Raw genomic sequence first — 9,599 nt, 5'->3', positions numbered from 1 at the left:
TATCAGAAATAATCCATCCATGGGTAAAAAACTTCAGATCACAGCCAAAACCTTCTGCGTGGCATTAAACAAACGAGGTTTTAATACATTTAATTCAACTACTCAGATTATCCCTGTAATAACCGGCGATTCATCAACCGCCACTGATATGGCCGGACATTTACTGGAAGAGGGGATCAAAGCTCCGGCAATCAAACCGCCAACCGTTCCACAAGGAACGGCACGGGTACGTTTTTCGGTTCACGTAGACTTTACGGATGAGGAAATGAGCGTTGTGCTTCGGGCACTGCAGAAGTAACCCGCCGAGAACTTCGCTGCTAAATATTTCTTCATTCATACCGGGAAAGCCGGGCAACTACTCTTATGGGTTAAAATTTTTCTGTCCACGAACGAATACCTACCATAATCATTTCCACGCTAACGGTTCCGACAAAGAGTGCGGTAATTCTCCCGGCAACTTCAATATAGCGATGGATTAACCGTTCCCGCCGTGGGCGCACAAAATCGTGGACTATTTTGAGTAACATCATGATGGTAACAGATATGACAACGGCAATGAGAACCACAGTGCAGGCAGTCAGAGGATCATGGCGTTTGCCGATAAGGACACTGGCGCTGATTGTGCCCGGCCCGATCAGGATGGGCATTGCAATCGCTCCTGCGAGGTGCTCAGACTCGCCCCGTAAAAATTCAAGCGTTGCGGGACCACGAAAAACAAATTGCAATCCGATTATAAGAAAAACGCATCCTCCGAATATCTGAAATGAGGCGAATTGGGCATTCACAATGTCGGAAAAAACGGCGTCACCAAGAATAGAAAAAAGGCAAAAAACTACGCCGGCGATCAATCCGGCACGTGTTAAAATGTGACAAAACTGCCGTTTCTTATGTTTTTGTACTACATCAATTATGTAGATGATCAACAAAAATGGATTGAGAAGCATTACCAGTAATGCTATAGATTTTAAAAACTCGTTCATAGACCCTATCTACTATTTCTTTGTGGCGAAAGCCGGTAACAAATCTAATAATCTCATACCGAGAAATTATTGTCAAGGAACAGAGGCTTACATTACGTTCATCTGCCCATATATATTTGGTTTTTCCATGCATTCCTCAGGCACAACATTTGCATTCTTTATCATTATAAAAAAACCTGCAATTTAAAAGAAAGAAGAATAATTATGAGCGCTAAAAATAATTCGGACAAAAAGACCCCCCAATGTTCCCGTTGTGGGCGTGAAGGGGCTATCCAGGCCGACTCTGGTGCATGGTTGTGCAGAGAATGCTTTGAAATCATGGGCTCGTGCTGCCTGGAATTTGGCGGAGATGACATCTGGGTTGAAAGGGAAGAAAAGGAAAATCAGAATAAGAGAAAGTAATTATTTACTTAAAACTCGGATTTATCGTATACCCGGCCGTTAAAGGTGAGTTGAGACTTACTGCTATTTAGTGAAAAATTGTAGGAGGAAGTATTTGACCCCCCTGAAACAAGGGTGCGAGTATGATTATCGAAGTCGGCATAATATTTGTCGGTGACAGTCAAGGTAATCATATCTTTGCCTGCGGAATAGGTTCCTTCGGTTATTAAAAGATCCATCTCCCTGGTGCCCCCGTTATCATCAGGCCCCGAATAGAAATACGAATATTTGCAATACATTTCAATTTCGAATGTATTGTCGGAATCGAAAATGAGCGTTCTGGTTATTGTATCACAATCCGGATATTCGGGATCCTGATAATCGGTTCGCCATCTTCCGACAATACCACCTGCTGACGGACCTGTTGGATTATCATCAACGCAGCCCCAGAATGTTAGGGATATCGCTGAAACAAGGAACAGCAGCTTGATTATTTTTCTTTCCATACCTGACTTTCGATCAATAGTGCAGTTTCCGGTAGATGGAAATATACTACATGGACATGATGTCACTCTATTACTCCGCCACTCAAAAACCCGCATCACAAATCCCTGCAGGCAAAATCACCGTGTCTGAAACGTAAATTTGGCGGCGTTTTTTCTTCTCTTCATAAAAAAAGCGTACAATAAAAATTGTACACTTTTTAAAAAAAAGAGTTGACATGTTTTTTTCTCTATGTATTCCCATCGCTTTTGTCTATTTTATTCGCTTCTACAAGTCAACCATGCCACCACCATTTCCGCCCCTTGTTGTACAGTATTTTGTCAACACTTATTGATTCTTCCCGGCTCAAGACTTATCATTATAATGGTCATGATTGTTTCAATTGGGCATGGATCCTTCAACTTCCTGCCGACTTGCCGGGCTCGAAGCTTGAAGGATCTGTGCTTTTTATAACTAAGTAGTAACCCTTTATTTTGATCTATGAGCGTATGAACAGGGACCGGATACGATATCAGCTTGAAGAAGCATTTTTTGATTTAGAACAAATAATCAGCAATATCCGCAGCGACAGGCGTTATTCGGAGCTTGATTTCGATACCGATATGAAGCATTTATTAAAACATATTCACCTGGCCTCAGATATAAATAATATCAGCACTTGCGACACCATAGGATATTCAAAAAGCAATCGGGCTAATTAGAGTACCGGAGCTGTAAACTATGGACACAGTAAGCGAAAAATCGTATTCGCTTGATCGAAAGACCATCCTGAAAACAGTTGCCGGAAAAACACCCGGTGCATACGTCCTTACCAAAAAGTCGGGGACCACATGGGAAGTCTGCCGCATACAACGTTCAAATTCGGATATTCAGCGAGCGCTTTTAGCCGCATGCAATGAAAAAAACGGCAACAAAGGCAAATATCGTTTCATGTACTCCTGCGCATCCTCGCTGGAAGAAGCATTTAATCTTCAATGCGTATTTTATCATTGCCATGGAATTAAAAATAATCCGAATACCTTTCACCCCCAAAGAGCTGTCGGGACAGAATGGAACTGCCCAATGTGCAGTATATACGGCAACGGGCATATTCCCCTTGGGATTACTATCGGATGAGCCGGCAGTGTCGGGTGTGTCCTGCTTTTCTGCTACAGATCGCCGGCATTCCCTGAGACATGACGATCGATAGAGTATTTGATAATATCACCATTCGATTATGAAATACGCTCGTTCGAATTTATCCCCCGGTTCCCACCGGAAATCATACAGCCGAGCCCTGGAAGTCAGGGTAACCGACTGGTGGTTCTCCATGGTTCTTTTCCGGACATTTTTGCTCGCCCATCGCTCGTAGGTACAGGTTTTACCCTCGGCATTTTGCAGTTCATGAGTGTTCGGGACTGTTCGCAGCCCCAGATGATAGCGGGTACCTGCTTTACAGACATTTTTAAGATAATTACTGAGCCTGTAGACTTCGAGATTTGATGCCGCCGAGGCCAATGTGCCACCGTGTTTCCTGCAAAACGCGAGGGCCTCCTCCCAGGTCATTCTTACAGGAATAGCCAAATAACGCGTATCGCCCTTTACCTTACCTGATGCATAGAGCGGAGAATTGTTCCGGGTAAATACTTTTGATGTATCCTGTAGTGCAGGGAGTAATTTTTTTACGTATGCTCGGCGATGTTCGTTTATATAACCGATCCCTTCCACAGAATCGATTAGGGCAGATGAAGCAGGATCCAGGAGTGAGAGTGATAATTCTTTAAGGGGCAGGTTTTTCAAGATAGCGATATTCTTCCGGGAAAGTGGAATTCCTTCGCACCCGACGATTTTCAGCGGCATGTTTTTCAGAGGTTCAAAATTGTATATAGGACAGAAATCCATGTGAAGCTCTCTGAGGGGAAGATCTTCCAGGGATCGTATAGCGGAAATGCCGGTAAATGAAATATCAAGATATCTGAGATCCTCAATATTTTTTAATGCATTAATTCTTCTCAATGGAGTTTTTGCGCATCTGAGTTTTTTCAGAGGCATTTTTTTTACCGGCGAAAGATCGGATACGGCGGTCTCACTTATATCGAGCACCCTCAGTGGCTTATCGGCCAGAGGAGTTAAATCGGAAACTGGGTTGCCCGCAAGGTGGCACTCCTCCAGAGGCATCTGTTTTAATACCCCGATATTTTCAATGTTGCAGTGAGATGCCGTTAGCTTTCGCAATGGCATCGAACGCAACAATTCGAGATTGCCCAGATCAGCCCAGCTAATACGCAATATTTCCAGATCAAGGCGGGATAGAAAATTCCATGTGCTGCAATCCGAAAAACAGAGTTCCAGATGAGTAACCGGAAGGCGTCCGACCGGCCGGCAATCCTCCACCGATGAATAATTCATTACAAGCTTGTTTACCGGTGCGTCTGCAATCGGTTCGAGATTTTTATATGAACCGGTATACGATAAATTGAGTTCCTCCAGTTGCATTCCCCGAAGCGGTTCGAGACTTTCAATACGCATGCACTCGGTAAGGGTAAGCTGTACAAAGGGCAGACCCCGTAAAGGTTCGAGCGACAACAAACCGACTTTACCCGATATATCCAGTGAAAGACCATTATTAACGATATTCACCATTGGGGATTCATCAACCAGCTCATTGTTAAGTTTGCGAATTATATGGGGAAGTTTTTTTCGTAAGTTGATTATTTTTTCAATACGCACCAGCCCTTTTCTTGCAGCATGTAACCGTTTCGGGTCGATATTTGACTGAATAATATCGGTATAGATTTTTTTTGCGGTCCCATAGTCATTTTCATGCACATACCTATTGGCTACATCCAGAAGGTTTTCTCTGATCGCAGGCCCCATCCTGTAAACCCGGACATTATCAAACACCACATGAGAGCCATAATTGAAAAGACCGACAGTTCCCTGATAGGCGCCGTAAATCTGACTGCTGTCGATAACATCAATAACCAGATCACCATCAACAAACAGTTTGATACGTTTTCCGATTCGTTCGGCTCTGACATGATACCAATGGTCATTAATCAGCGGAGAGTCGAATTCCTCCCAGATTATCTGTCCTCCACGGGTAATGAAATTTTTACTGTTGTCATATCCTCCATATTCGATTCGGTAACCCGAGTAGGCGACATTTTTCGGATTATTCTGCCGGACACCGTCAAAAAAGCACCCGATTGAATTAACATGTTCGGATACCAGGCGACAATCGAATTCCAGGGCGATATTTCCTTTCATCGATTGTCTGACAGCCAGCACCTGAGGAGTACCGTTACGAAGCAATAAAACTCCATCCCGACGCTCATAATCCGGATCGAGCGTTTGAAAGGAAACTTTCCCGTTGCGGCTTATATATCTTCCGTAAATAATATCGAATTCATCTTTCCAGCCGCTGTCCGAAAAATCTTCATTCAAAATCAGTTTCCACACCGGGGATCGTTCCTGCAGGTCTTTACGGACCATTGCCTCACGCGCCTGGTGCTCTTTTGTAAAACCGTTAAAAGCTTCTTCCGTAAGGCGATGCGCCTGTTTGTTTATTATAATTGAAATTGTAATAACAGTAAAAAGTGCGCCTGCCGCAATACCGGACACAATGCTCGTTTTGCGGTTCCGTTTGACCGTTTTGACTGCAGTTTCCCAGATACTGTCGTGCTTCACACTTACCTTTTTATTATCCAGAAACAATTGAACATCCTTCTGCAGATGAAGGACATCGGCATAGCGGTACTCTTTTCTCGGCGCGAGCGCTTTATTAATGATTGCTATCAGCTCCCGCGGGATACTGCGCTCCGGCGCCCGCTGATCGGGAGGAATTAATACACCGCAACTTATATCCAGAAGCATCTCCCGGACATCATCTTTTTCAACCGGCCGCCGTAGTGTAACCATTTCATACAGAATAGCGCCCAGAGAATAGATATCGCTCTGCTCATCGATATTATCTATCTCACCCCGCGCCTGTTCGGGAGAGACATAGGCCGGGGTCCCCAGGACACTCCCATGAATCGTTTCATCATCAGATACCCCCTGCGCCCGAAGGTTTTCAAAATGACGAACATATTTCTTGTCGGCAAGATCATACCGGGTATCACTTTGACGGGTCTGGGCGTACTCCGGCGCCGGGTTGCTTTTTTTTCTTCGGGCCTTGTACTTTCCTATGACCTTGGCCAGCCCCCAGTCCATCACAAGCACTTCGCCGAAATCACCAAGCATTATATTCGAGGGTTTCAGATCGCGATGAATGACGCCCCGGTGATGGGCAAAAGCAATTGCATTGCAGATGCTGATAAAGATGCTGAGCAGCTTCCCCCGCTTCCAGGGCGACTTTTCACCTTTTCGAACATTCCGAAGCTGTTCAAAAACATCCTTGAGGCTTGTCCCTTTAATCATTTTCATGGTGAGAAAAAGAGAGCCGTCACGACTGATTCCCAACTCGTGGACAGGTACAATGTTCGGATGTTCGAGCTGCCCGGCAATCTGCGCCTCTTCAATAAGCCGCCTTCGCCACCTGGGATCGGAATCATCAATAAGCTTCTTGAGTGCAATGGTTCGATTTAAATCCTGGTCCCGGGCCTCAAATATTTTGCTCATCCCTCCTTTGTCGATTTCCCGGATAATTTCATAGCGAAGCGATTTTAAGCTTTGCGGGATATTTTCCGGAATATGAAGTGATTCAACAGACTGGGAGGTTTTTTCCGAAGAATTTTCATGAATGGATGAAGGTGCCTCATAGGGATCGAGGCGAATCGTTTTATTTATACCGGCAATAGAAAGACTGCTTTTTTGCCCAATATAACGCTCAGGCTTCTGATCCGGCATTAATTTGTCGTTTGTGTTTTGGTTATTTTTCTTATTTGAATTCATTTTTATTCGACATCATCAAATAAAAGGTTTTGTAATATACATAATTGACAAATACAATTTCCATTAACCGGGTATTTTTTTCAATCGAATATTCTTCCTCAAAATCGCCCGCTCAACTCATACTCTCGCAATTTCCAGTTATTATTTTAGGATATTCTTTATTATCATATATCACGATTTCGGGAGTCATTGATGGATAAAACCTACGATCCCTCCGCCGTGGAGGAACGAATATATGCCGAATGGACCGGCAACAAGCTTTTTGCCGCAGATGAGCATTCTTCAAAGCCGCCTTATTCAATAGTAATTCCGCCGCCGAATGTAACCGGCATTCTCCATATGGGACACGCGCTGAATAATACGATTCAGGACATATTAACCCGGTGGAAACGGATGAGCGGATATGAATCACTCTGGCTCCCCGGGACCGATCATGCCGGTATTGCCACCCAGAATGTGGTTGAACGGCAGATTGCCCGCACAGAAAAAAAGTCCCGCCACGAGCTGGGAAGAGAAAAATTCATCAAACGGGTATGGGAATGGAAACATGAATATCATGCCACAATCACAGGACAACTGAAAAAACTGGGATCATCATGCGCCTGGGACCGTGAACGATTTACCATGGATGAAGGTCTCTCCCGGGCCGTACGGAAAGTATTTGTTACCCTTTATAACGACGGCCTTATTTATCGTGGCAAATATATCATCAACTGGTGTCCTCGATGTCAAACAGCATTGTCCGATGAAGAAGCTGAACATCAGGAAACCGCAGGCAAATTATGGTATTTTAAATATCCCGCCAAAGAGGGCGCTACCAGTGTGACCGTTGCCACTACTCGTCCCGAGACCATGCTCGGCGATACCGCTGTGGCGGTAAATCCCAAGGATGACCGTTATAAAGACCTGATCGGAAAGAAACTTGTTCTTCCCCTGGTTAATCGTGAAATTCCGGTTATTGCGGACGATTTTGTCGATAAGGAATTCGGCACCGGTGCGGTCAAAGTGACGCCGGCTCATGATCCGAACGATTTCCAGATGGGTCTTCGCCATAACATGGAACCCATTGTAGTCATGGATGAATCCGGTATGATGCGCGGTCCTATCCCCGAAAAGTATATCGGCACCGACAGATTCGCATGTCGTAAAGTGGTGGTTGAAGACCTCGAGAAACTGGGTCTGGTTGAAAAAACAACCGACCATCAGCACGCGGTCGGCCACTGTTACCGGTGTGATACGGTCGTAGAACCATATTACTCTGATCAGTGGTTCGTGAAAATGAAACCTCTTGCGGAACCCGCACTCAAAGCGGCGCTGGACAATAAAATCACCTTTTACCCCTCACGCTGGCGAAAAACTTATCTCGAATGGATGGAAAACATTCGAGACTGGTGTATCTCCCGTCAAATCTGGTGGGGACATCGTATTCCGGTCTGGTATTGCGATGACTGTAATGAAATGATTGTTGCCGAGGAGACCCCTGAGCAATGCACCTCATGCTCATCAACCAGTCTTAAACAGGATGAAGATGTACTCGATACATGGTTTTCATCGTGGCTCTGGCCCTTTTCAACAATGGGATGGCCCGAAGAGACCGAAACCCTTACAAAATTCTACCCGACCGATACATTGGCAACTGCGCCCGAAATTCTTTTCTTCTGGGTAGCTCGTATGATCATGGCCGGATTCTACTTTACCAATAAACTTCCCTTTACCGACGTTGTTCTCCATGGAACAGTCAGAGACAAAAGCGGCAAAAAAATGAGTAAATCATTGGGGAATGCAATTGATCCCCTGGAGATAATTAATAACTACGGAGCCGACTCACTCCGATTTTCCATTATCATGATTACCGCTCAGGGCGCGGATGTCTTCCTTGCCAATGACACATTTGATATCGGCCGTAATTTCGGCAACAAGCTCTGGAACGCCTCCCGGTTTCTTTTAAGCAATATCGAACAACCCATGGTCTTTTCCGGGATGATTCCCGATAACGATCTGAAAGCTGAAGATCGCTGGATACTCAGCAGGCTTAACCGTACTATCGAATCGGTAGAGGAAGCGCTTAAAGAATTCCGGTTTAATGAAACATGCCGTTTAATCTATGATTTCACCTGGCATGAATTCTGCGACTGGTATATCGAAATGAAAAAAACCGATCTTTATCAGGAGGAAGATCCTCATCGCACCAATAACGCAATTCAGATGTGCAGCTATGTATTGGCTCATATTCTGAAGATGCTGCATCCGGTCATGCCTTTTATCACCGAAGCGATTTGGGGCGCAATGAGAAAAAAAGTCACCTATCCTGAAGTTATCGACCACAAATTTATCATGAAATCCTCCTTCCCTCAATGTGAAGCACCCCGTATCAATCTCGAATTGGAAGGTGAGTTCGATCTTTTGAAAGAGATAATTACCGCATTACGTACGATACGATCCGAAAACAATGTTCCGCCCGAGAAGAAAGGTAAAGCGGTAATTATTCCCGATAACAAGGAAACCGCCAAACAGTTGGCAAGCCGAAGCGACATGATAAACATGTTTGCCCGTCTTTCGGAGACAACGGTCGATCCTGAAGCAAAAAAACCGTCATTTGCAGGCCAGAATGTCGTAAAAGGCTGCAGAGTATTCCTCCTCCTTGAAGACCTCATTGACAGACAGGTGGAGATAAACCGACTTGCCAAAGAAATTGAACGGGTAAGCAAACTTGCCGACAGCACCGGCAAGCGACTTCAAAATGAATCTTTTATCCAGAAAGCTCCTCAGGAGGTTATCAATCGGGAGCGGGAGAAATATGACAGTTTTATTCAAACACGAGAAAAACTTGAAAAAAGCCTCGAATCGATGAAAGAATAA

Annotated in this window: 8 protein-coding genes; 5 read left to right on the top strand and 3 right to left on the bottom strand. The window is 44.7% G+C overall.

The features are described from left to right. Position 1 precedes the first annotated feature (1 nt). The gene (locus GF401_00605; protein MBD3343544.1) at positions 2–298 is read left to right on the top strand and encodes an aminotransferase class I/II-fold pyridoxal phosphate-dependent enzyme; all 297 of its coding nucleotides are present in this window, start codon (positions 2–4) and stop codon (positions 296–298) included. Positions 299–368: 70 nt separating this feature from the next. Here the strand turns inward: GF401_00605 and GF401_00600 are convergent, their stop codons facing one another. Next, the gene (locus GF401_00600) at positions 369–980 is read right to left on the bottom strand and encodes a MarC family protein (protein ID MBD3343543.1); all 612 of its coding nucleotides are present in this window, start codon (positions 978–980) and stop codon (positions 369–371) included. Between the two features lie 204 nt (positions 981–1,184). Here GF401_00600 and GF401_00595 point away from each other — a divergent pair, with 204 nt between their 5' ends. Further along, positions 1,185–1,382, top strand: coding sequence for a hypothetical protein (locus GF401_00595; protein ID MBD3343542.1), 198 nt, complete (start codon positions 1,185–1,187; stop codon positions 1,380–1,382). Between the two features lie 8 nt (positions 1,383–1,390). Here GF401_00595 and GF401_00590 read toward each other — a convergent pair whose 3' ends face one another. Continuing rightward, positions 1,391–1,867, bottom strand: a complete 477-nt coding sequence (locus tag GF401_00590; GenBank protein MBD3343541.1) for a hypothetical protein — start codon at positions 1,865–1,867, stop codon at positions 1,391–1,393. A gap of 471 nt (positions 1,868–2,338) precedes the next feature. Here GF401_00590 and GF401_00585 point away from each other — a divergent pair, with 471 nt between their 5' ends. Together GF401_00585 and GF401_00580 are read left to right on the top strand one after the other, a co-directional pair. After that, positions 2,339–2,566, top strand: coding sequence for a hypothetical protein (locus GF401_00585; GenBank protein MBD3343540.1), 228 nt, complete (start codon positions 2,339–2,341; stop codon positions 2,564–2,566). 19 nt (positions 2,567–2,585) lie between these two features. Further along, positions 2,586–2,981, top strand: a complete 396-nt coding sequence (locus tag GF401_00580; protein ID MBD3343539.1) for a hypothetical protein — start codon at positions 2,586–2,588, stop codon at positions 2,979–2,981. A gap of 87 nt (positions 2,982–3,068) precedes the next feature. On the opposite strand, the gene GF401_00575 is transcribed toward GF401_00580, so the two are convergent. Then, entirely contained in the window at positions 3,069–6,740 is a 3,672-nt protein-coding gene (locus GF401_00575; GenBank protein MBD3343538.1) for a protein kinase, read from the bottom strand. Between the two features lie 192 nt (positions 6,741–6,932). Between GF401_00575 and GF401_00570 the strand changes: the two genes are divergently transcribed. Further along, positions 6,933–9,599: a valine--tRNA ligase gene (locus GF401_00570; protein MBD3343537.1), complete on the top strand. Its 2,667-nt coding sequence runs from the start codon at positions 6,933–6,935 to the stop codon at positions 9,597–9,599.

This window comes from Chitinivibrionales bacterium, assembly GCA_014728215.1.
Lineage (GTDB): Bacteria > Fibrobacterota > Chitinivibrionia > Chitinivibrionales > WJKA01 > WJKA01.
The sequence above is the reverse complement of the archived record's forward strand: the minus strand, read 5'-3'. Positions and strand labels throughout refer to the sequence as shown.